This window comes from Mesorhizobium sp. M0106, assembly GCF_040322715.1.
Classification (GTDB): domain Bacteria; phylum Pseudomonadota; class Alphaproteobacteria; order Rhizobiales; family Rhizobiaceae; genus Mesorhizobium.
In genome coordinates, this window is record NZ_JAMYUA010000017.1 from 60,779 (window position 1) to 80,288 (window position 19,510).

Annotated in this window: 22 protein-coding genes and 1 tRNA gene; 14 read left to right on the top strand and 9 right to left on the bottom strand. The window is 61.8% G+C overall.

Going from position 1 to position 19,510, the window contains the following annotated elements:
* The first annotated feature begins 126 nt into the window (after nt 1–126).
* Nucleotides 127–978, top strand: coding sequence for a TrmH family RNA methyltransferase (locus NKJ55_RS18115; RefSeq protein ID WP_352451062.1), 852 nt, complete (start codon nt 127–129; stop codon nt 976–978).
* A gap of 123 nt (nt 979–1,101) precedes the next feature.
* Here NKJ55_RS18115 and NKJ55_RS18120 read toward each other — a convergent pair whose 3' ends face one another.
* The 3 genes from NKJ55_RS18120 to gcl form a co-directional block, all read right to left on the bottom strand.
* Nucleotides 1,102–1,989 carry a 2-hydroxy-3-oxopropionate reductase gene (locus NKJ55_RS18120; protein WP_352451063.1) on the bottom strand — a complete coding sequence of 296 codons (888 nt, stop codon included), beginning with the start codon at nt 1,987–1,989 and terminating at the stop codon, nt 1,102–1,104.
* Nucleotides 1,990–2,232: 243 nt separating this feature from the next.
* A complete protein-coding gene (gene hyi / locus NKJ55_RS18125) occupies nt 2,233–3,030 on the bottom strand; it encodes a hydroxypyruvate isomerase (RefSeq protein WP_352451064.1) in 798 nt (265 codons plus the stop codon).
* A gap of 23 nt (nt 3,031–3,053) precedes the next feature.
* Entirely contained in the window at nt 3,054–4,835 is a 1,782-nt protein-coding gene (gene gcl, locus NKJ55_RS18130; protein ID WP_352451065.1) for a glyoxylate carboligase, read from the bottom strand.
* Between the two features lie 204 nt (nt 4,836–5,039).
* Between gcl and bhcR the strand changes: the two genes are divergently transcribed.
* On the top strand, nt 5,040–5,897 hold the full coding sequence (gene bhcR / locus NKJ55_RS18135) for an HTH-type transcriptional regulator BhcR (RefSeq protein WP_352451066.1): 858 nt from the start codon (nt 5,040–5,042) through the stop codon (nt 5,895–5,897).
* Between the two features lie 40 nt (nt 5,898–5,937).
* On the opposite strand, the gene NKJ55_RS18140 is transcribed toward bhcR, so the two are convergent.
* The 3 genes from NKJ55_RS18140 to NKJ55_RS18150 form a co-directional block, all read right to left on the bottom strand.
* Nucleotides 5,938–6,294, bottom strand: a complete 357-nt coding sequence (locus NKJ55_RS18140) for a hypothetical protein (RefSeq protein WP_352451067.1) — start codon at nt 6,292–6,294, stop codon at nt 5,938–5,940.
* A gap of 429 nt (nt 6,295–6,723) precedes the next feature.
* On the bottom strand, nt 6,724–7,020 hold the full coding sequence (locus tag NKJ55_RS18145; RefSeq protein ID WP_352451068.1) for a BA14K family protein: 297 nt from the start codon (nt 7,018–7,020) through the stop codon (nt 6,724–6,726).
* A gap of 176 nt (nt 7,021–7,196) precedes the next feature.
* Nucleotides 7,197–7,364: a hypothetical protein gene (locus NKJ55_RS18150; RefSeq protein ID WP_352451069.1), complete on the bottom strand. Its 168-nt coding sequence runs from the start codon at nt 7,362–7,364 to the stop codon at nt 7,197–7,199.
* A gap of 156 nt (nt 7,365–7,520) precedes the next feature.
* Here NKJ55_RS18150 and NKJ55_RS18155 point away from each other — a divergent pair.
* The 4 genes from NKJ55_RS18155 to NKJ55_RS18170 all read left to right on the top strand — a co-directional run bounded on the left by NKJ55_RS18155 (nt 7,521) and on the right by NKJ55_RS18170 (nt 9,236).
* A tRNA-Thr gene (locus NKJ55_RS18155) sits at nt 7,521–7,596 on the top strand.
* A gap of 153 nt (nt 7,597–7,749) precedes the next feature.
* Nucleotides 7,750–7,989, top strand: a complete 240-nt coding sequence (locus tag NKJ55_RS18160; RefSeq protein ID WP_156937488.1) for a hypothetical protein — start codon at nt 7,750–7,752, stop codon at nt 7,987–7,989.
* 275 nt (nt 7,990–8,264) lie between these two features.
* Complete coding sequence (locus NKJ55_RS18165; protein ID WP_084641813.1) at nt 8,265–8,462, top strand: hypothetical protein; 198 nt, start codon at nt 8,265–8,267, stop codon at nt 8,460–8,462.
* 135 nt (nt 8,463–8,597) lie between these two features.
* Nucleotides 8,598–9,236, top strand: coding sequence for a cupin domain-containing protein (locus tag NKJ55_RS18170; protein WP_352451070.1), 639 nt, complete (start codon nt 8,598–8,600; stop codon nt 9,234–9,236).
* Nucleotides 9,237–9,300: 64 nt separating this feature from the next.
* On the opposite strand, the gene NKJ55_RS18175 is transcribed toward NKJ55_RS18170, so the two are convergent.
* The gene (locus tag NKJ55_RS18175) at nt 9,301–9,867 is read right to left on the bottom strand and encodes a DUF2569 family protein (protein ID WP_352451071.1); all 567 of its coding nucleotides are present in this window, start codon (nt 9,865–9,867) and stop codon (nt 9,301–9,303) included.
* A gap of 140 nt (nt 9,868–10,007) precedes the next feature.
* On the opposite strand from NKJ55_RS18175, the gene NKJ55_RS18180 reads away from it, so the two are divergent.
* A complete protein-coding gene (locus NKJ55_RS18180) occupies nt 10,008–10,208 on the top strand; it encodes a DUF2905 domain-containing protein (RefSeq protein WP_352451072.1) in 201 nt (66 codons plus the stop codon).
* Nucleotides 10,209–10,263: 55 nt separating this feature from the next.
* Here the strand turns inward: NKJ55_RS18180 and NKJ55_RS18185 are convergent, their stop codons facing one another.
* On the bottom strand, nt 10,264–10,878 hold the full coding sequence (locus NKJ55_RS18185) for a TetR/AcrR family transcriptional regulator (protein WP_023679909.1): 615 nt from the start codon (nt 10,876–10,878) through the stop codon (nt 10,264–10,266).
* Nucleotides 10,879–10,968: 90 nt separating this feature from the next.
* Here NKJ55_RS18185 and NKJ55_RS18190 point away from each other — a divergent pair, with 90 nt between their 5' ends.
* The 6 genes from NKJ55_RS18190 to NKJ55_RS18215 all read left to right on the top strand — a co-directional run bounded on the left by NKJ55_RS18190 (nt 10,969) and on the right by NKJ55_RS18215 (nt 16,776).
* Nucleotides 10,969–12,075: a polyamine ABC transporter substrate-binding protein gene (locus tag NKJ55_RS18190; protein ID WP_352451073.1), complete on the top strand. Its 1,107-nt coding sequence runs from the start codon at nt 10,969–10,971 to the stop codon at nt 12,073–12,075.
* A 13-nt stretch (nt 12,076–12,088) separates the two neighbouring features.
* The gene (locus tag NKJ55_RS18195; RefSeq protein WP_352451074.1) at nt 12,089–12,931 is read left to right on the top strand and encodes an ABC transporter permease; all 843 of its coding nucleotides are present in this window, start codon (nt 12,089–12,091) and stop codon (nt 12,929–12,931) included.
* Between the two features lie 2 nt (nt 12,932–12,933).
* The gene (locus NKJ55_RS18200; RefSeq protein ID WP_352451075.1) at nt 12,934–13,716 is read left to right on the top strand and encodes an ABC transporter permease; all 783 of its coding nucleotides are present in this window, start codon (nt 12,934–12,936) and stop codon (nt 13,714–13,716) included.
* On the top strand, nt 13,713–14,783 hold the full coding sequence (locus NKJ55_RS18205; RefSeq protein ID WP_352451076.1) for an ABC transporter ATP-binding protein: 1,071 nt from the start codon (nt 13,713–13,715) through the stop codon (nt 14,781–14,783). The genes NKJ55_RS18200 and NKJ55_RS18205 overlap by 4 nt, the downstream gene beginning before the upstream one ends.
* The gene (locus NKJ55_RS18210) at nt 14,780–15,541 is read left to right on the top strand and encodes an MBL fold metallo-hydrolase (protein ID WP_352451077.1); all 762 of its coding nucleotides are present in this window, start codon (nt 14,780–14,782) and stop codon (nt 15,539–15,541) included. The genes NKJ55_RS18205 and NKJ55_RS18210 overlap by 4 nt, the downstream gene beginning before the upstream one ends.
* Nucleotides 15,542–16,002: 461 nt before the next feature.
* Nucleotides 16,003–16,776, top strand: coding sequence for an NAD kinase (locus NKJ55_RS18215; protein ID WP_023679915.1), 774 nt, complete (start codon nt 16,003–16,005; stop codon nt 16,774–16,776).
* A gap of 81 nt (nt 16,777–16,857) precedes the next feature.
* Here the strand turns inward: NKJ55_RS18215 and NKJ55_RS18220 are convergent, their stop codons facing one another.
* Nucleotides 16,858–17,511: an outer membrane protein gene (locus NKJ55_RS18220; RefSeq protein WP_352451078.1), complete on the bottom strand. Its 654-nt coding sequence runs from the start codon at nt 17,509–17,511 to the stop codon at nt 16,858–16,860.
* A 347-nt stretch (nt 17,512–17,858) separates the two neighbouring features.
* Here NKJ55_RS18220 and NKJ55_RS18225 point away from each other — a divergent pair, with 347 nt between their 5' ends.
* Nucleotides 17,859–19,454: a DEAD/DEAH box helicase gene (locus NKJ55_RS18225; RefSeq protein WP_352451079.1), complete on the top strand. Its 1,596-nt coding sequence runs from the start codon at nt 17,859–17,861 to the stop codon at nt 19,452–19,454.
* The last annotated feature ends 56 nt before the right edge of the window (nt 19,455–19,510 follow it).

Here is a 19,510-nt window from a genome sequence, read left to right on the forward strand (position 1 = left end):
TGGCGGCAGCGCCCAAAACTGTCAACCGCAACAGTCCGGCAAAAAGCGCTGAATTTCGCACCTCGCCCGACAAGCAGCTTCTGCGGCTGTATCCATGGCCGGACGACACGGCTATAGAAGCCGGCCATGAGCAACGATAACAAATCGAAGACCCCTAAAGACACCCACTACGCCAAGCTGCGCCGCGCGCATCGCGACGAGAAGAGCGGTGGCGCGCCGGCGTTCAGGCCACGCCAGCCGGTGCCGCCCGGCGAGAACCCGGCGGATGGGCTGGTGCGGCTCTACGGGCTGCACACGGTGCGGGCCGCACTCGACAATCCGCGCCGAAAAATCAAGAAGATGCTGGTGACGCGCAACGCTGCCGAGCGGCTGGCAATCGCCGACCTTGGCGCTTTGCCCTTCAAGGCGGAGCTGGTCGAACCCAGGGACATCGACAAGGTCACCGGCTCGGATGCCGTTCACCAGGGCGTGCTGATCGAGGCCGAGCCGCTGAAACCGAAGCGGCTCGATGCGCTTGGCGACGCCAGGCTGGTGCTGGTGCTCGACCAGATCACCGATCCGCACAATGTCGGCGCGATCCTGCGCTCGGCGGCCGCCTTCGGTGCCGGCGCACTGATCACCACGGCGCGCCACAGCCCGCAGGAATCCGGCGTACTGGCGAAGTCGGCCTCCGGCGCGCTCGAACACATCGATCAGATCGAGGTGAAGAACCTCGCCGATGCGCTGGGGCAGTTGCACGAGGCCGGTTTCCAGACGATCGGCCTGGATTCGGACGGGCCGGCGGAACTTGAAACCAGCTTTGCCGGCGACAAGATCGCTCTGGTGCTCGGCGCCGAGGGAAAAGGCCTGCGCCAGAAAACGCGCGAAACGGTGACGACGCTCGCCCGCCTCGACATGCCCGGTGCCATCCGCTCGCTCAACGTGTCGAATGCCGCGGCGGTGGCGCTTTATGCGGCGAGGAAATTTTTGAAAGAGTGAATGGTGAATGGTGAATGGTGAATGGTGAATGGTGAGACTGTCCGTAAGTCGTGACCAATTCACTACCAACTACTCACCTATCTGCAACTGACTACCTATTCACCATTCACCATTCACTATTCACTATTCACCCACTTCACATCCCGCCATCCGCTCCAGCGCCCGAACCAGCGCCGAATGATCCTCCTTTGACCCGCCATTCGCCGCGCACGAGTTGAACAATTGCTGCGTCGTTGAAGTGTTGGGTAGTGCTACCCCAAGCGCCTTCGCGCCTTCCAGCGCCAGATTGAGATCCTTCTGGTGGAGTTCGATGCGGAAGCCGGGCGCGAAAGTGCGCTTGATCATGCGCTCGCCATGCACTTCCAGGATGCGCGAGTTTGCGAGCCCGCCCATCAGCGCCTGCCGGACCTTGGCCGGGTCGGCGCCGGCTTTTGAAGCAAAGACAAGCGCTTCGGCGACGGCCTCGATAGTCAGCGCGACGACGATCTGGTTGGCGACCTTGGTGGTCTGTCCGACGCCGTTCGGTCCGACCAGCGTGATGTTCTTGCCTATCTTCTCGAAGATAGGCCTGGCGCGTTCGAAGGCTTTTTCCTCACCGCCGACCATGATGGTCAGCGAAGCCGCCTTGGCGCCGACCTCGCCGCCCGACACCGGCGCATCGAGATAGTCGCAGCCGACATCGTTGATCTTTCTTGCGAATTCCTTGGTTTCGATCGGCGAGATCGAGCTCATGTCGATGACCAGCTTGCCTTTAGTGAGGCCTGACGCGACGCCATTCTCAGCGAACAGCACGTCGGCGACCTGCGGCGTATCCGGAACCATGGTGATGACGATGTCGGCGGCACGCGCGACGGCATCATGGCCGGTGACGACCTTCAGGCCCTTGGCGACGAGGTCGGCCGGCGGTTTCGAGCGGTGGTCGCTGGCGACGACCTGATAACCGGCGTCTAGCAGATGCCCCGCCATCGGCGCGCCCATAATGCCGAGGCCGATGAAGCCGATGGTGTCCATGTTTTTCTCCGTTTCTTGTTAAGGGGGCGTTTCCTGCGCGCCCCCTCTGGCCTGCCGGCCATCTCCCCCACGAGTGGGGAGATCGGCAGTTCCCGCGCCGGCCCTTAAACGTTCCCGACCTCGAAAATTGGCGAAAGCGGCGGTGACATCCAATCTCCCTCCTTGTGGGGGACATGCCAAGTTTTGGCAAAGAGGGCAGGCCAGAGGGGCGCGCGCAGGAACGCGACGTGCGATACGTAGCGTCTACGCCGCCGCGCTCCCCTTCCCGGCCAGGTCCCTGAACCACCCAAGCCCGGTTTCCGTTCCGCCCTTAGGCTTGTACTCCGCACCGACCCAGCCGGAATAGCCGATGCGGTCGATGTGGTTGTACAGGAAGGGAAAATTGATCTCGCCCGTCCCCGGCTCATGACGGCCGGGATTGTCCGCAAGCTGGATATGAGCGATGCGGCTGAGGTTTGCCTCAATGGTACGGGCGAGATCCCCCTCCATGATCTGCATGTGGTAGATGTCGTATTGCAGGAACAGGTTCTTCGAGCCGACGCGGTCGATCAGCGCCAGGGCCTGATCCGAGTAATTCAGGAAAAAACCCGGAATGTCGCGGGTGTTGATCGGCTCGATCAGCAGCCTGATGCCGGCCTGCTCCAGCTTTTCGGCCGCGAAAGCCAGATTTTCGGCGAAGACGTCTTCCAGCACGGAGCGGTCGACGCCTTGCGGCGCGATGCCGGCGAGGCAGTTGACCTGCTCGCAGCCGAGCGCATGGGCATAGGTGACGACCTTGGCAATGCCCTGCCGGAACTCCGGCACGCGGTCGGGCAGGATCGCGATGCCGCGCTCGCCCTTGGCCCAGTCGCCGGCAGGCAGGTTGAACAGGACCTGCGTCAGCCCGTTCTTCTTCAACCTGGCCGCGACGACATCCGGCGCATGGTCGTAGGGGCCGATATACTCGACGCCCTTGAAGCCGGCGCGGGCGGCGGCATCGAAGCGGTCGAGGAAGTCATGCTCGCCAAAGAGCATCGAAAGATTGGCTGAGAACCGTGGCATGGCAGTAGTTCCTCATATGCGGCTTAATCGAGCATGACGATCGCCGTGGGGGCATCTTCATGGCGTTCGGCAAGCTCCTCGAATTCGGTGATCTTGTCGATTTCGGTACCCATCGAAACGTTGGTGACGCGCTCGAGGATGAATTCGAGCACCACCGGAACCTGGTGCTCGTCCATCAGGCGCTTTGCCTCTTCGAAGGCACCGGCGAATTCCTCCGGCCGGCGCACCCTGACGGCCTTGCAGCCCATCGCCTCGGCAACGGCGACGTGGTCGACGCCGTAGCCCGCCTCTGGATCGCCCTGTCGATTGACGTTCTCGAAGGCGAGGCTGACTTCGAAATCCATCGAAAAGCCGCGCTGCGCCTGGCGGATCAGGCCGAGATAGCCGTTGTTCACGACGACATGGATGTAGGGCAATTTGTGCTGTGCGCCGGCCGCCAGTTCCTCGATCATGAACTGGAAATCATAGTCGCCGGACAATGCCACAATTGTGCGGTCCGGATCGGCGGCGCGAACACCGAGGGCTGCCGGCAATGTCCAGCCGAGCGGGCCGGCCTGGCCGCAATTGATCCAGTTGCGTGGCTTGTAGACGTGCAGGAATTGCGCCCCGGCGATCTGGGACAGGCCGATCGTGGTGACATAGGTGGTGTCGCGGCCGAACGCCTTGTTCATCTCCTCGTAGACGCGCTGCGGCTTCAGCGGCACCTGGTCGAAATGGGTCTTGCGCTTCATCGTCTTCTTGCGCTGCCGGCATTCGCCGGCCCAGCCCGACCAGTCGCGCAATTTTCCGGCCGTCCTCCACTCGGTGGCGACGTCGAGCAGCATCTTAAGCGCCGCACCGGCGTCCGAGACGACGCCGAGGTCCGGCGCGAAGACCCGGCCGATCTGCGTCGGCTCGATATCGACGTGGATGAATTTCTTGCCCTTGGTATAGACGTCGATCGAACCGGTGTGGCGGTTGGCCCAGCGGTTGCCGATGCCGAAAACGAAATCGGCTTCGAGCATCGTGGCATTGCCATAGCGGTGCGAGGTCTGCAGCCCGCACATGCCGGCCATCAGGCGGTGGTCGTCGGGGATCGCGCCCCAGCCCATCAGCGTCGGAATGACAGGCACGCCGGCGACCTCGGCGAACTCGATCAGCAGATCGGACGCATCGGCGTTGATGATGCCGCCGCCGGCGACGATGACAGGCTTTTCCGCCGCATTCAGCATCGTCAACGCCTTCTCGGCCTGGGCGCGCGACATTGCCGGCTTGAACGGCACCAGCGGCTCGTAGGCATCGATGTCGAACTCGATCTCGGTCAGTTGCACATCGACAGGCAAATCGATCAGCACCGGCCCCGGCCGCGACGAGCGCATCAGATGGAACGCTTTCTGCAGCGCCATCGGCACCAGATAGGGTTCCATGACGGTGACCGCCCATTTGGCGACGGGTGCAGCGATCGCCGCAATGTCGACGGCCTGAAAATCCTCCTTGTTGAGACGCGCGCGCGGCGCCTGCCCGGTGATGCAGAGGATGGGAATTGAATCGGCAGCGGCCGAATAGAGGCCGGTGATCATGTCGGTGCCGGCAGGACCCGAGGTGCCGATGCACAGACCGATATTGCCCGATCTGGCGCGGGTAAACCCTTCGGCCATATGCGAGGCCGCCTCGACGTGACGCGCAAGGATGTGGCGGATACTGCCCCTCGCCTTCAGTGCCGAATAGAGCGGGTTGATCGCAGCACCCGGCACGCCGAAGGCACAGGAGATGCCTTCCTTTTCGAGAACGAGAACCGCTGCGTCGACTGCGCGCATCCTGGCCATGTCAGCCTCCACGGAATTTGTTGATAGCCGATGATGCCAGCGCACCAATGATTTTTCAATTTTTTCAGAATATTTTTCCATTTCTAGAAAACAGCTGTTGTTGGTTGAATTGATTGGCCTTTTTGTTTTCCATGAATTCGCTTCGTAAATCACTGGAAAACTTTTTCATTGCCTGTTTGGGCGAACAGGGCGAAGAATGGCCCGATGGAAACCACCGAAAAACGCCAGCGCGGCCGGCCGCGCGCCTTCAACGGGCCGTCCGAGGCCGCCTCGGTGCAGTCGCTGGACCGGGCGCTGCGGATCCTGGCAATCGTCGCCGATGGCAGTGGCCTGTCGCTGAGCGAGATCGCCGCCAGTTCCGGTCTGCCGGCATCCACCGCCTACCGCATGCTGACGACGCTGGAAAACCACGGCATGGTCGAGTTCGACGGCCCTGACCAACTGTGGTCGATCGGCGTCGAGACCTATCGCATGGGGGCGGCGTTCCTGCGCCGCCGCAAGCTGGTCGACCGCGCCCGTATCGTCATGCAGGAATTGATGGAGAAGACCGGCGAGACCGCCAATCTCGGCGTCGCCGAGGACGATTGCGTCGTCTTCGTCAGTCAGGTCGAGACGCACCAGGCGATCCGTGCCTTTTTCCGGCCGGGCACGCGCAGCTCTTTCCATGCATCGGGCATCGGCAAGGCGGTGCTGGCGTATCTCGAGCCGGAGCGCGTCGCCACCATCCTGCGCCGGGCCGGGCTGGAGCGCTTCACCGAAAACACGCTGTCCGATATCTCGGCTCTCGCCCGCGACCTGGTGACGATCAAGCTGCGCGGCTGGTCGGTTGACGACGAGGAGCGGCATCCGGGCATGCGCTGCGTTGCCGCCGCCATCTTCAATGAATTCGGCGAGCCGATCGGCGGCGTTTCGGTCTCCGGGCCGACAGTACGGGTCACGCCGGAACGGCTGGCCGAGATCGGGCCGCTGGTGCACGATGCGGCGGCGGAGGTGACGAGGATGATCGGCGGACTGCCGACCCCTCCCGGCCTTGGCAGCGAGCCGAGCGCATGGCAGCGCTGACCAGCGCGGAATGGTGCGACATCTGCCAGGATGGCCAGAGCTAGGCCCCGGGCACCGCGCTCTTGGTCGATAGGTCGTAGAAATCAAGCAGCATCGCCAGCCCAACTCCGCAGGCGGTGAAGATGAGGCCGGCAATGAAGATACGATTGGCGCGTTCATAAACGCGCCGTTGTAGAGACGTTATGTCGAGCAGCAACCGCAGCGCTCGTATCTGCAGGGCAATGCCGATCAAAATCGGCACGACGGCGGCCAGGTGATAGATTTCCCATGGTATCGGGTTGGCGGCCCAATGCGTGATGAAGCCCAGCGAGAACGCCAGCAGGATGCCGACTGTGGTGATTGTGCCGTTGCGGAAAACCGTCTCGATCGGCTCTTCGTTCGGATCGTGCTCGCCCAAGCGCCCTCTCCCTGTTTCGGTATCGGTGCAGATTAGGCTGTTGGGAAATCGCTGTATACTGCCGGGTTCCTGGTGAAATCAGAGACAAAATGATAGCTCAATTGCTTGGAGACTGAAGCTGGCGCTGCCCCTCATTGCCCTGCCGGGCATTTCTCCCCGTATAGTGACGGGGAGAAAGAAGCTGACCGCGACCTTGGCGCCCTCTTGCAGCGCTGGAGACTGGCGAAATCATCGCCGAGAGCGTCCCTTCTCCCCGTCACTATACGGGGAGAAGATGCTGGCAGGCAGATGAGGGGCAGCGCCGACACTGATAGTCAGTCGATTTCGACAAGAAGCCTATCGCCGAACAACAGAAAAAGGGCCAGTGGGGCGCCCTTCTTCCGGTTGCATGAAACGGTCACCTCCTCTCAAAATTGGCAGTAGTGGCTCTCAAAGCCGGCAGCGATGACGATAACCGTCGTAGCCGACATAGGTGTCCGAGTACGGGTCGTAGCTCTGGTAGCGATTGAGGCAGCGCCGGACGTGCCACGAGCCGCCGTCTTCCTCGATATAGACGGTGCGCGGCTGGGCCAGCGCGCTGCCGAGCAGGAAGCCGCCGACACCTGCGGCAATGCCGATGCCGAGGTGCTTGTGCTTGTGATGGGCGGCCGACGGCTGAACGGTGCCGACCAGCATGGCGGCGACAGTGGTGGCGACGAGGCCGGAAACGATGGTGCGCTTGAACATGACGATCTCCTTGTTGTGGGAGGCGATCCAACCGCCTCTTGACCATCAGTCGTCGCAACAAGGAAAAAGGTTCGAAGGTCCTTTTGGATTTTTTCTCGGCGGGAGAAATCGCGCGGTCTGATGCGCGACCACGAACGGTCGCGCCGTCGACAGTTCACCGGAACAACCGGCAGGCCTCAGCCCATGCCGGTGATATGGCGAAGCCAGAAGGCGAGCGCGATGAAGCCGATGATGGTGGTGACGCCGGTCCAGTCGATATTGGCGTGCTTCAGGTCCTTGATGAGCTTCACCAGGAGAACCCAAGCCACGACGACGAGCGGGAGAATGATGACAAACCTGATCATGCGACAGCCTCGCTGATGCGATTGCACCTTCGATCAATATAGGAAGCGAATTGGCCGTTTTCAGGACGCCTTGGCGGCAGAACCGGCGCGTTCGCGGCAGCCGAAAACGGAGTTTTGTCTTTACTGGCGCAGCAGATATGGTAACCGGAGCGCCGTGCCCTTGTAGCTCAGCTGGTAGAGCAGCGGTTTTGTAAACCGAAGGTCGGCGGTTCGATTCCGTCCGGGGGCACCAGTACGGGCTTCTTGAGACCTCCGGGGCGCTTGATATCTGCTCATCCCCGATATCCACAGGCCGGGGCCGTCAGGATCGGTAGCACATCAGCTTCAACGCATATATTCCCTAGCGGAAACCATAGTTCCCTAGCGGAAAACCTAGGAGTCTTCGTTGGAGCAGAAACGCACGACCGCCCCCTTCATCAACGGCATATTTGGCGGATTTATCGTCTTCGCCTTCGCGTTCGGTTTCCGTTTCCTGCTAAGTCCCGATCCCGATCCAACATCAAGAGCAACGACAAGCCTTTCAGTACTGGCCTTCGCCATTTGTTTCGGCGCAGCCTTCCTCCGCGAGCACCGGCGCCAGATTGCCGCCGCCAGAGAATATATAAGCCGCCCAAGATCGTATTAGGGGCGTACGTGTCGGGACCGTCCTCGTCGGGTCACCAGAAACTTCCGTGAAATTGCTGGCAAAATCTGTCGCCAGACAACGAGTTAGCATCTCATATCTAGAGACGCTGAGCCCGGGCGTGACTTCGCCGTTGCAGAGCCGTCATTTCGGCCCTCTCTCCCGGCCTCGGCCATCTCGTACCATTCGATTAAATTGCTCCTGTGTATATTAGCACTCGCTCAATTAAGCGCGCCGACAATGTCGGTGCGGCGGGCCAAAAACCAAAGGGTGTTGTCATGCGAAGTGATTTCGCCGCGGCGCGCGAGCTTTTGGAGTGCGCACAAAACCGCCTCTGCGGCGCGGATGAAACGAGCCGACGCGTCAACGAGGCCCTCGACGCGCTGATTGAAGAAATAGCCATCGCGGAATTCCGCAAGGCGCCACTGACGGTCGTGCCGTTTCCGCGTGCGCGGCCGCCTAAGCATGTTCGGTAGAGCGCTGATCGCCCGCGTTGACGAAGAGCCGGCAACTGGTGTTTCCGCAATCGCCCGTTGGAGCGTCGTTGAACGACCAAGCCTTTGACGATAGAGTTGCCGGGCATTGGTGCTCTGAAACTCCGGAGCCGATCCATGTCACGCTGTGGAGATGTCTACGAGAACAAGGTGACCGGCGAATATGCGGTCATCCTGCGTGGCACCGAAGACCGCGGCCACGGACCTGGCATCGCTCATCTGACCGCCCGGCCGGGAGCCGCAGTGGTGGGCGAGCACTTCCACCCGAACCTGACGGAACGGTTTACCGTCCTCCGTGGCCGTCTCGACGCTTGCGTCGCCGGGAAGACATTGTCCCTGGGGCCCGGCCAATCCGCCACGGTCGAAGCAGGCATCGCACATGATTGGTGGAACAGCAGCAAAACCGAAGAAGCGCATGTCCTGGTCGAAGTCGACCGGGCGCCAGGTGCGGACAATGTCGACCCGAACCGTTTCGAGCTGCTGATCGGCATGCTCTTCGGCCTGGCCAATGCCGGCAAGGTGGACAGAAAAGGTAGACCTTCGCCGCTTCAGGCAGCAGTCATCGCCAGGGAATTTGCCGACGTGATCGTCTTCACGCACCCGCCACCTGCGATTCAGCGAGTGGCGCTGGCGATCCTGGCGCCACTCGGCCATCTGCTCGGCTATCGCGCGATCGACCCGGACTACTGCAAGCCGCACGGGCATGTCACGCCGGCTCCTGAAATCCTCGCTCGAGCAGGCCTAGTAGCCGGATGATCCGGGTCCATATTGGGCGCCCGGCATTTTTGTCGGCAGCCACACATAGGACTCGCGGCAAGCTCTATGAAGCACTCGCGACCTGACCGGATATGGCGACCCGGTCGAACGTGTTTCTCACCCTGACCGACTTGTAGACGTAGGCGACCCAGATGCCGGTCAGGACAAAAGAAACTGCGGGCATTACCAGCGCATCCCATGCAAGCACCAAGCTCACGGGAGCGCTCATAACCGCTGAGATCCATACCGCGTCCAGAATAAACACGATTGGTATTGCAAACCACTGATACAGGAATAGCTGCTTGAAGCGGTAACTCCGCAGCAGCATCGCAAAGAGCACAACCACCTGGAACACCACAAACGCCAGCAAGAGGGCAATCTCTCCGTAGACCGCCAAGGTGCCATTCGGGAGCGTCATGAGCTGTCGGTAGCCTTCACTCGATGAGCCCAATGAGACGAGCGTGCGTAGCGGGGAGAAAGCCTGAAGGATCGCCAGCAGCATAAGCCAGCCTCCGAAACCTACGAGAGCCGAAGTATCCTGTAATGGCTTTGCGGCTGACCGAACGGCAAAGAAAACAGGCACGCCGATCAGCAGCAGCACTATAGCCCAATGCCAGATGGAAATCTGCATCCAATCCCTCCCTTGATACCCTTTTAGGTTGTATCAGATTTCATCCTCAACTCAAGAGGCAACATCGAAAGGAAGCGCTGCTTGCAAGACCCGTCAACACTATATTTCCGGCATGATACTATTTCCGGCAGGATGCTGCCATGTCGCGAACTCTGATCGTCGTTGGTCTCAGCATAGTTGCCTTAGGCCTGCTGTGGCCTTGGTTGGCCCGGACCGGCCTTGGCAGGTTGCCCGGCGATATCGTGATCGACCGTGAGAACTTCAGGCTTTATGTCCCTATCACCACGGGAATACTGGTCAGCATCGTGCTCTCGGCCATTCTATGGCTGATCAACCGTTAGGCGATGCTCCGGCTGCGGCGATTTGTGTTGCAGGCCCTACTCGCCCTTGATCTTCTTACACTCCGATCGCCGCCACCAATATCCTGTTCTGCCTGCGTATCGCCGTGCGCAGTTCGGCAATCCTCGCCTCTTCGCGCTTCACGAATTCGATGAACATCATATTCATATTGTTGAAGATGAGTTCGCCGAGCGCCGGCCCGTCGATGTCGCGGCGCACCAGGCCGAGCGCCTGCAGGCGGACGATCAGCGCGCGGATTTGCTCGGTCAATGCCCGGTCGAGCGCGGTATAGGCCTGGCCGAACGGGCTGTCGGGCAGCTGCGTCGAGATCGCCATCGCCTGCCGCCACATCTCCTTGCTGAGATAATGCAGCGAATGTTCGATATAGATGCCGAGCAGCGTATCCAGCGCGTCGCCGACATTGGCCGGCGGGTTGGCGACGACGCCGCGCCCGGCATTGAGCACCTCGTTGACCTCCATCGAGACGATGGCGCCAAGGATGTCGCCCTTGTTCTGGTAGTAATTGTAAATCGTGCCGACCGAGACCTCGGCCTGCGCGGCGATGGTCTCGATCTTGGCGCCCTCATAGCCGGCATCGCGGAAAAGCGCCGCCGCCGCCTCGATGATGCGGCGGTGCCGATCCGCCTTCTGCCTTGCCCGCAATCCGCTCATAGCGGCTGTTTGCCACAAAAACAGAATTGACTCAATTTTAGAATTGGTTCAATTTTTCATACAAGCCAAAAAGGCAAGGGAGAACACTCGATGTCCGTCAATCCAAAAACCCCCAATCCAACGGTCAGGAATCCGCTTTCCGTTCTGAAGAGCCATCTCCAAGGCGCCTGTGCCGCGGCAGCACTGCTGCTGGCGGCGGGCAGCCTCGCTCAGGCGCAGGATCTCAACGCACTGATCTGGTGCGATCACGCCGATCCGGCGCTGCTGCAGCCGTTCGAGGAGGCGAACGGCGTCAAGGTCAATGTCAAGGAGTTTGAAGGCACCGGCGCCGGCCTGGCCATCGTTGAACAGTCGCAGCCGGGCGACTGGGACGTGATGGTGATCGACAGCATCGACATACCGCGCGGTGTCGAAAAAGGCCTGTTCGAGCCGCTGCCGGAAGACAAGCTGCCGCTGGCCGACCTGTTTCCGCAGGTGAAGATGGACAGTTCCACCGTCGTCGACGGCAAGCGCTACGGCATCACCGAAAAGTTCGGCTACAACACGATCGGCTACAACAAGACCAAGGTCGATCCGGCCGACATGCAGTCGCTTGCCGCGCTGACCGGCGATAAGTACAAGGGCAAGATCGCCATCTACGATTATTACCTGCCGGTCATCGGCATGGCCGCACTGGCGATCGGCAAAAAGACCGCCGACCTGACCGAAGCCGACCTTCCCGCCATCAAGGAAGAGCTGCTCAAAATGAAGGCCAACGCAAAGCTGGTCGGCGAAGTGACCGCCAGCCAGACGGCGCTGGCGACCGGCGAGGTCGACATTCTGGTCGGCGGCGGCGAATGGGTGACGGCGGGGCTGGCCAAGGAAAACCCTGCCCTCGACTTCTCTATCCCGAAAGAAGGAGCCGTGCTGTGGTCGCAGTCGCTGGCAATGTTCAAGGATTCCAAGAACAAGGAGCTTGCGCTTAAATTCATCCAGTACATTATGAGCCCCGAAGGCCAGGCGCGGCTCGCCACCTCGTCCTGCTATTGGGGCATGCCGGCCAACAGCAAGGCGGCGTTGAGCGACGAGCAGAAGAAGATCCTGCGCTTCGACGAGCAGCCGGAATTCCTCGCCCGCGCCCAGTCCTATCCTGCGCCGAATGCCGATCTCGACAAGAAGATGCAGGACGTCTGGACCGAAATGCTGCAGGCGCAATGACCGGCTGCCGGTCGTGAACGCCGTCAACAGTGGGCGTGCCCTGCCCTGGGCGCTGGTCACGCCGGCGCTCGGCTGGACGCTGCTGTTCTTCGTGCTGCCCTTCGTCGCCATGGCGGTATCCAGCCTGACGGCACATGAAGGCGGCGGCTTCACGCTGTCCAACTACAGCCAGTTCTTTGCCAATCCGTCCTACTGGCAGGCGATGGTGAACTCGCTGCAGGTCACAGCGATCGTCACCGTGATCTCGGTGCTGCTCGCCTATCCTTTTGCCTGGATCCTGGCCGAACAGGTGCCGGAGCGCTGGCAGCGGCTGGCGCTGATGCTGGCGGTGCTGCCGTTCTGGACCTCCTATGTCGTGCGCTCCTATTCGTGGCTGCTGGTGCTGGCGCAAAACGGCGTCGTCAACCGCGCACTGACAGGCTCTGGCCTGTCCAGCGAACCGCTGCAGCTCGCCAATACGCGGCTGGCCACCATCACCGGCTTCGTGCATTTCTTCGTCATGCTGTTGACGCTGACGATCTTCGCCAATCTGAAGCAGCTTAGCCCCAGTTATCGCAAGGCCGCCGCCGACCTCGGCGCCGGGCCGGTTCGGACTTTCCTGCATGTCGTTCTGCCGCTGACGCTCCCCGGTATCATGGTCGGCGCCTTCCTCACCTTCGTGCTGTGCATCGGCGACTACATCACGCCGCAGATCCTCGGCGGCAACAACGAGCTTTTGATGCCGCAACTCGTCATGATGCAGATCGGCCGGCGCGGCGACTTTCCGCTCGCTTCGGCGCTGTCGATCATCCTGATGGCGGTGGTCACCATTGCCTATCTCGCCTGCTCCCGCTGGCTGAAGATCGAGCGGGCCTGACCATGCGCGCGCTCATCCGCCTCGTCTCCGGCCTTTACGCCATCGCAATCTACGGCTTCATCTTTCTGCCGGTCATCGTTCTGGTGCTGTTTTCGCTGCAGGCAACGTCGTTTCCGATCCCGCCCTTCACCGGGCCGTCGCTGCGCTGGTACGAGGCCGTGCTCGCCGACACGCGGCTGACTTCGGCTCTGGTCAATTCGCTGCTGGTGGCGGTCGTCTCCTCGGCTGCCGCCGTCACGTTGGGCTTTCTCTCCGCCTGGGGTTTTGCGCGCTTCGCTTTGCCGGGCTCGGGCCTGATGCGCGGGCTGATCACCTTGCCCCTGACCGTCAGCTATCTCATCATCGGCATGGGGCTGCTGGTGCTGTTCAACTGGGCCGGCGTGCCGAAGTCGCTCATTGCCGCCGGCATCGGCCATGTTGTGATCAACCTGCCGCTCTGCTTTGCCATCGTCTACAGCCAGATGGGCGATCACCAGATCAACATCGAGCGCGCCGCGCGCGACCTCGGCGCCCCCGAATGGAAGGTGCTGCTGCTGATCACCGTGCCCGTCATGGCGCCGGCCATCTTCGCCGGCTTCTTCCTGTCGATGACCTTCTCCTGGGACGAATTCGTCATCTCGTTCCTGTTGACGCGCTTCGACACGACGCTGCCGGTCGAGATCTGGAACCTGCTGCGCTCCGGCCTCAATCCCAAGACCAACGCTGTCGGCTCGCTGGTCTTCGCCGTCTCAATCGTACTGGTGGTATTGTTCGAGCTGATGCTGTTGCGGAGGAAGCCGGCATGACCGCGCCACTGGTCGATATAAGCTCTGTCTCGCATCGCTTCGGTCAGCACACCGTGCTGAAGAACGTCTCGCTGACGATCGAGCCTGGCAGCTACACGATCCTGCTCGGGCCGTCCGGCTCCGGCAAGACGACGCTTCTGTCCATCCTCGGAGGCTTCGTCACGCCGAGCGAGGGCAAGGTGCTGATCCGCGGCGAGGACTGCACTGCCGTGCCACCGGCGAAGCGGCCGACGACGACCGTGTTCCAGGATTATGCGCTGTTCCCGCATATGAGCGTCGGCAGCAATGTCGGCTTCGGCCTGCGCATGCGGGGTGTCGATGGCGCAACCCGGGCAGCAAGGGCGCGCGAGGCGCTGGCGCTGGTTGGGCTGGCCACTGCCTTCGACAAGAAGCCGCATCAGCTTTCGGGCGGTCAGCGGCAGCGCGTGGCGCTGGCGCGCGCCCTGGTGGTCGAGCCGGCGGTGCTGTTGCTCGACGAGCCCCTCGGCGCGCTCGACCTGAAATTGCGCCGGCAGATGCAGGACGAATTGAAGGCGATCCAGAAACGCGTCGGCACCGCCTTCATCCACGTCACTCACGATCAGGAAGAGGCGATGGCGCTGGCCGACCATTGCGTGGTGATGAATGACGGGCGCATCGAGGACGAGGGCCCGCCCGAGCGCGTCTATGCACGGCCGGCGACGCGCTTTTCCGCGACCTTCATGGGCGAAAGCACGCTAATATCGGGAACGGTGAGGGAGACGAAGAACGGTAGGAACACCGTCGCGACGAAGCTTGGACCACTATCGCTGCCTGGCACAATCCCGGCGGGCTCGAGGATTGCTTTGGCTGTCCGGCCTGAGCATCTCGTCCTCGGCGCTGCCGGCGGTGCTGTGGCGCTCGGTACGGCCAAGGTCAGCGACGTCGTCTTCCAGGGCAGCTTCAAGCGTGTGCTGGGGACCTCCACGACCGACCCGGCGCTGCACTTCATCGCCAAGGTTCCCTCGGCATCGGCCGTCCAGCCGGGCGACGTTGTCGCGGTATCGTGCGATGCTGGCGACATCATCCTGCTTGCGGACCAAACATGAGCACGCTTCCAATCATCGACGCTCCTGACTGGTACGAAACCATCCGCATGGGCGATGGCGTAACGCTGATCCACGAGCCGTGGATCAAGCCGTTCTTCCGCTGCAACATCTGGCATGTGCGCGGCCGCGACCGCGATCTTCTGTTCGACACCGGCCTCGGCCATTTCAGCCTGCGCCGCCACGTGCCGCTGGTCACGGAGCGCAAGCTCACCTGCGTGGCCAGTCACACCCATTTCGATCATATCGGCTGCCATCACGAATTTCCCGACCGCTGCGTGCACCCGGACGAGGCCGAAATCCTCGCCGACCCGCGCAACGAATGGACGGTTGCCGACCGCTATGCCACTGACGAGATGTTCGACGGCATGCCGCAAGGTTGGGACACCAAGCGCTACCGGATCCCGCCCGCACCAGCCGGCCGGTTGCTCGAGCAAGGCGACATCGTCGATCTCGGCGACCGTGCCTTCGAGGTCATCCACACGCCCGGCCATTCACCCGGCGGCATTGCGCTCTACGAAAACAGGACGGGCATCCTGTTTTCCGGCGACATCATCTATGACGGCCCGCTGATCGACGACGTCTATCACTCCGATATCGACGATTATGTCGAAACGCTGCTGCGCATGCGCGATCTCGATGTCTCGGTCGTGCACGGCGGCCATTTCCCGAGCTTCGGCAAAGTCCGCTATCGCCAGCTTGTCGACGAGTACCTCGCGCAAAAGCGCCGGGCCGGCTGCCATCTGTTGCAAGCCCGATAAGCACTGGCGCTGTGGCGTCAAAGCGCCCTTTGCGGACAGGGTGTCCCCGCCGCGTCGCCGCAGCGTGAGGCCGTGGGCTCGGGTCTAAAGCTCTTTTCCTCCGACTGGCGCACCAGTTCCGCGAAAGCCAGGGCAAAACTTGCCAGCATCAGGAAGACAATAATCAAGCGTGCCAGCGGCAATAGATCGGCCTCGACTGGTTAGCCCCCACGCCGCCCGTCCGCTGCCGGCTAACATGATCGATATGGCTTTACGAGAGTTTAAGGCGAGTCTTAACCATCACATCATTTTGTCCTCCGACATGATGCGCGAGTGCGGCTTGTTTGGTCGCCATCTCCAGGCACCTCCCTCCCTTTGCAGAAATGCCCACCCATGCTAACCCGGCGCTGGCGCGGCCCAGCAACCGGTCGCCGCCAATCGGTCGCCAGACGGTCGTCGCCAATCGGTTGTCGTTGAGAGCCATGAGCAAAACCGCCAGCCGTTTCGCCTTCGTCTCATCCGGTACAGCCGACGCCAATGCAGCGCTGGAAAGCCTCTCTGCACGTTACGGCCAGGCATCCGTCGAAGAAGCCGGGATCGTCGTGGCGCTCGGCGGCGACGGCTTTCTGCTGCAGACCCTGCGTGAGACGATGAGCACGGGAAAGAAGGTCTACGGCATGAACCGTGGCACCATCGGTTTTCTGATGAACGAATACCGCGCCAGCGGCTTGACCGGGCGCATCGCGGCGGCCGTTGCCGAAACGATCCGTCCGCTGGAGATGCAGGCGGTGACGGCCGAAGGCGAGACGATTTCGGCGCTCGCGATCAACGAGGTCGCGCTTTGGCGCCAGTCGTACCAGACGGCCAAGATCCGCATCACCGTGGATGGGCAAGAGCGGCTAGAGGAATTGCACTGCGACGGCGTGATGATTGCGACGCCGGCCGGCTCGACCGCATATAATCTGTCGGCGCACGGGCCGATCCTGCCGCTCGACGCTCCGCTGCTGGCGCTGACCCCGGTCAGCCCGTTTCGTCCGCGCCGCTGGCGCGGCGCGCTGCTCTCCAACAAGGCGATCGTGCGTTTCGACATTCTGGAGCCGGAAAAGCGGCCGGTGAATGCCGCCGCCGACCACACCGAGGTCAAGGCGGTGACGACGGTCACGGTGAGGGAATCGCCGACGGCAACGGCGACGCTGCTGTTCGATCCCAACCATTCGTGGAACGAGCGCATTCTCGCCGAACAGTTCAGGTATTGAACAGACCGTGCAAATAAAAACCCGGCACGAGGCCGGGTTCCTATTTGACAACACAAGTGTTGCGGCGGCCGATCGTTGCGATCAGAACTTGTAATTCAAGCCGATGACTCCGGTGTGTATGCGGACCTTTGCTTCGACATTCAGGCCGGTGTCGACTGTATAATCGCTCTTGCCCAGATCGAAATATTTGTATTCGCCCTTGAGCGACCAGTGATCGGTAAAGGCATATTCCAGGCCCGCGCCCAGGGTCCAGCCTGCTCTGGTTTTCGAGGTGCCGTTGGTCCCGATCGGACCGCTTGTGCTAATCTCAACCCTGCCGAAGCCGAGACCGCCGGTACCGTAGATCAGCAGCCTATCCATCGCATAGCCAATTCGGCCACGCAACGATCCGAGCATCTTTACATCGGAATCGCAAGAGAAGGTGGGGTTCGGACAGTCCGTGCCGCCATCGATATGGGCGGCCGAGATGTCCGCCTCGACGCCATAGACTATATTTCCGCTCTGGAAATTGTAACCGGCCTGGACGCCGCCCAGGGCGCCGCTGCCATCATGATCAGCCGTCCCGCCACCAGTATATTCCCAGTCTACTTTGCTGCTGCCACCGCCGACATGTGCGCCTAGATAGAGGCCCGTCCAGTTATACGTTGATGCGACCGGCAACTCCACGACATCGGCCGCGATCGCCGGAGTCAAGGCCGCTGCCAGAAACGCAGCGGAGAGAAAAGCTTTCTTCATAATGTGGCCCCCTTAGCCAAGAAAATGGATGAATCGTTTGTGGCTAGTTTTCTGAGTTATTTCAAATCTCAAATGATACTTTGGCGTGTGGTCAGAATGAATGCACCCTGGCGTTGCTGATCTGCAACACCTGCGCTGATGCGAGAATGTCGCCTTGCTGAACAGCGGGCCATCGACGAGCGGTAACCATCGCGATTAAGCTTACGGCTTCACAATCGCACCAATGCCGCCCGTTTGTGTTGACAAATCGTGGGCTTGCGCCTACCTGCAATACCAATCTTGCAGGCGCGCGGCGCTTGCCGCGACTGCATATGTTGCGCCCCCGAACCAGCCAAAGACAGCCAAACTTGTCCTCAGACACCCAGATCGCTCAAGAAGCGTTGACCTTCGCAGACCTCGGCCTGTCGCCGAAGGTCCTTTCCGCAGTTACCGATGCCGGCTACACCGAGCCGACGCCGATTCAGGCTGGTGCTATCCCGCACGCCTTGCTCGGCAAGGACGTGCTGGGCATTGCCCAGACCGGCACCGGCAAGACGGCGTCCTTCGTCCTGCCGATGCTCACCCGGCTGGAAAAGGGCCGCGCCCGCGCGCGCATGCCGCGCACGCTGATCCTCGAGCCGACGCGCGAGCTCGCCGCGCAGGTCGAGGAAAACTTCGTCAAATACGGCAAGAACCACAAGCTCAACATCGCACTGCTGATCGGCGGCGTGTCCTTCGACGAGCAGGACAAGAAGCTCGAGCGCGGCGCCGATGTGCTGATCGCGACCCCCGGCCGCCTGCTCGACCATCGCGAGCGCGGCAAGCTCCTGCTCAACGGCGTCGAGATCCTCGTCATCGACGAGGCCGATCGCATGCTCGACATGGGCTTCATCCCCGACATCGAGCGTATCTGCGAGATGATTCCGTTCACGAGGCAGACGCTGTTCTTCTCGGCGACGATGCCGCCGGAAATCACCAAGCTCACCGAGAAATTCCTGCACGCACCGGTGCGCGTCGAAGTGTCGAAGGCAGCATCGGCCGCCACCAACATCATCCAGCGGCTGGTGAAATCCGGCCCGAAACCCTGGGACAAGCGCGAGACGCTGCGCAATCTGATGAAAGCCGAGGATGCCGAGCTGAAGAACGCCATCATCTTCTGCAACCGCAAGATCGAGGTATCGGAGCTGTTCCGCTCGCTGCTGAAATATGACTTCGACGCCGGCGCCCTGCACGGCGACATGGACCAGCGCGCGCGCATGCAGATGCTGGCCAATTTCCGTGACGGCAAGCTGCGCTACCTCGTTGCTTCGGATGTCGCGGCGCGTGGCCTCGACATTCCCGATGTCAGCCATGTCTTCAATTACGACGTGCCGATCCACGCGGAGGATTACGTCCACCGCATCGGCCGTACCGGCCGCGCCGGGCGCTCGGGCAAATCCTTCACCATCGCGACCAAGTCGGACACCAAATACATCGACGCCATCGAGCGGCTGATCGGCACGAAGATCGAGTGGCATGACGGCGATTTGTCGACGGTCGTTGCCAGCGAAGGCGGCGAGGATGAGGCCCCGCGCCGTGGCCGCGGTGCGCCACGCCGTGCCGGCCGCAAGGACGACGCCAAGGACAGGGGCGAGCGCAAACCGCGTGAACGCCACGCCAAGCGCAGCGAAGAAGCAGCGCCAGAAGCAGTTAGCGAGGAACAGCCGGTCGTGGCCGAAGCCACCGTCGCCGACATCGACGAGCGGCGTACCCGCAAAGAGGCGATCCGCTCGGAAAACAGCGAGCGCCAGGCTTCACCTGAACGCAAGGCTTCGCCCGATCGCAACGAACGGCGCGCGCCGGAACGGGGCGACACCAGGCCGCAGCGCGAGCGCCCTGCCCGCCAGCGCCAGGAAGACAATGACGCGACCGTCGGCTTCGGCGACGACATGCCGGCCTTCATGCGGATCGTCGCCAAGGTCTGATGCTGCAGCGCTCGCGCGTCCCGCCGACGCGCGAAGCACCGAAACCTGCATAAGAC

Excerpts from the sequence above, each read along its gene's own strand:
- NKJ55_RS18115 (WP_352451062.1), top strand. The coding sequence starts at position 127 with ATGAGCAACGATAACAAATCGAAGACCCCTAAAGACACCCACTACGCC.
- NKJ55_RS18120 (WP_352451063.1), bottom strand. The coding sequence starts at position 1,989 with ATGGACACCATCGGCTTCATCGGCCTCGGCATTATGGGCGCGCCGATG.
- hyi (WP_352451064.1), bottom strand. The coding sequence starts at position 3,030 with ATGCCACGGTTCTCAGCCAATCTTTCGATGCTCTTTGGCGAGCATGAC.
- gcl (WP_352451065.1), bottom strand. The coding sequence starts at position 4,835 with ATGGCCAGGATGCGCGCAGTCGACGCAGCGGTTCTCGTTCTCGAAAAG.
- bhcR (WP_352451066.1), top strand. The coding sequence starts at position 5,040 with ATGGAAACCACCGAAAAACGCCAGCGCGGCCGGCCGCGCGCCTTCAAC.
- NKJ55_RS18145 (WP_352451068.1), bottom strand. The coding sequence starts at position 7,020 with ATGTTCAAGCGCACCATCGTTTCCGGCCTCGTCGCCACCACTGTCGCC.
- NKJ55_RS18150 (WP_352451069.1), bottom strand. The coding sequence starts at position 7,364 with ATGATCAGGTTTGTCATCATTCTCCCGCTCGTCGTCGTGGCTTGGGTT.
- NKJ55_RS18165 (WP_084641813.1), top strand. The coding sequence starts at position 8,265 with ATGCGAAGTGATTTCGCCGCGGCGCGCGAGCTTTTGGAGTGCGCACAA.
- NKJ55_RS18170 (WP_352451070.1), top strand. The coding sequence starts at position 8,598 with ATGTCACGCTGTGGAGATGTCTACGAGAACAAGGTGACCGGCGAATAT.
- NKJ55_RS18175 (WP_352451071.1), bottom strand. The coding sequence starts at position 9,867 with ATGCAGATTTCCATCTGGCATTGGGCTATAGTGCTGCTGCTGATCGGC.
- NKJ55_RS18180 (WP_352451072.1), top strand. The coding sequence starts at position 10,008 with ATGTCGCGAACTCTGATCGTCGTTGGTCTCAGCATAGTTGCCTTAGGC.
- NKJ55_RS18185 (WP_023679909.1), bottom strand. The coding sequence starts at position 10,878 with ATGAGCGGATTGCGGGCAAGGCAGAAGGCGGATCGGCACCGCCGCATC.
- NKJ55_RS18190 (WP_352451073.1), top strand. The coding sequence starts at position 10,969 with ATGTCCGTCAATCCAAAAACCCCCAATCCAACGGTCAGGAATCCGCTT.
- NKJ55_RS18200 (WP_352451075.1), top strand. The coding sequence starts at position 12,934 with ATGCGCGCGCTCATCCGCCTCGTCTCCGGCCTTTACGCCATCGCAATC.
- NKJ55_RS18205 (WP_352451076.1), top strand. The coding sequence starts at position 13,713 with ATGACCGCGCCACTGGTCGATATAAGCTCTGTCTCGCATCGCTTCGGT.
- NKJ55_RS18210 (WP_352451077.1), top strand. The coding sequence starts at position 14,780 with ATGAGCACGCTTCCAATCATCGACGCTCCTGACTGGTACGAAACCATC.
- NKJ55_RS18215 (WP_023679915.1), top strand. The coding sequence starts at position 16,003 with ATGAGCAAAACCGCCAGCCGTTTCGCCTTCGTCTCATCCGGTACAGCC.
- NKJ55_RS18220 (WP_352451078.1), bottom strand. The coding sequence starts at position 17,511 with ATGAAGAAAGCTTTTCTCTCCGCTGCGTTTCTGGCAGCGGCCTTGACT.